The 779-nt window shown below is 67.5% G+C and carries 1 protein-coding gene and 1 pseudogene; both read right to left on the bottom strand.

Going from position 1 to position 779, the window contains the following annotated elements; translation table 11 throughout:
* A partial coding sequence (locus PV764_RS20290; protein WP_421117432.1) for an efflux RND transporter permease subunit occupies positions 1-122 on the bottom strand: 122 nt, incomplete at its 3' end.
* A 12-nt stretch (positions 123-134) separates the two neighbouring features.
* Positions 135-779, bottom strand: a pseudogene (smeD, locus tag PV764_RS20285) (multidrug efflux RND transporter periplasmic adaptor subunit SmeD); the annotation flags it as partial.

Genomic DNA, 779 nt, shown 5'->3' with positions numbered 1-779 from the left:
GGCGGCGCCACTTCCGGGTACATCGACACCGGCAGCTTGAGCACCGCCAGGCCACCGGCGAGCATGATGATGATCGCAATCACCCACGCGAAGATGGGGCGATCAATGAAAAAACGTGCCATGGAATTCTCCGGTTACTGCTGGGCGGCGGGAGCCGCCGGCGCGGCGGCCGGCTTGGCCGGGGCCGCGCCCATTTCGGTGGCCTGCACGGGCATGCCCGGCTGGATCTTCTGCAGGCCTTCGACGATGACCTTGTCACCGGCCTTCAGCCCGTCCTCCACCAGCCACTTGTCGCCGAGCGAGCGGCTGACCTTGACCTGCCGCACTTCGACCTTGTCGTCCTTGCCGACCACCATGGCGCTGGTATCGCCCTTGGGATCGCGGGCGATGCCCTGCATCGGCACCAGGATCGCGTTCTCGCGCACGCCGCTGCCGACCTGCGCACGCACGTACATGCCCGGCATCAGCACCTGGTCCGGGTTCTCGACCTTGACCCGCAGCGCGTAGCTGCCGGTGGTCGGGTCCACGCTGACTTCGGAGAATTCCAGGGTGCCCTTGTGGTCGAACTCGGTGCCGTCATCGAGCAGGATCGTCACCGGCAGGGTCTGGTTGTCCTGCAGGCGGCCGCTGGCCAGCTCGCGGCGCAGCTGCAGCAGCTCGCTGGCGGACTGGGTCAGATCGACATAAATCGGGTTCAACTGCTGCACGGTGGCCAGCGCTTCGGCCTGGCCGGCGCTGACCAGCGCGCCCTGGGTGACCGAGGACTTGCCGATGCGGCC

Origin of the sequence: Stenotrophomonas sp. AS1, from assembly GCF_048957655.1 — a bacterium.
In the GTDB taxonomy this organism is placed as follows: Bacteria; Pseudomonadota; Gammaproteobacteria; order Xanthomonadales; family Xanthomonadaceae; genus Stenotrophomonas; species Stenotrophomonas bentonitica_A.
This window is presented reverse-complemented; position numbering and strand designations above follow the sequence as displayed.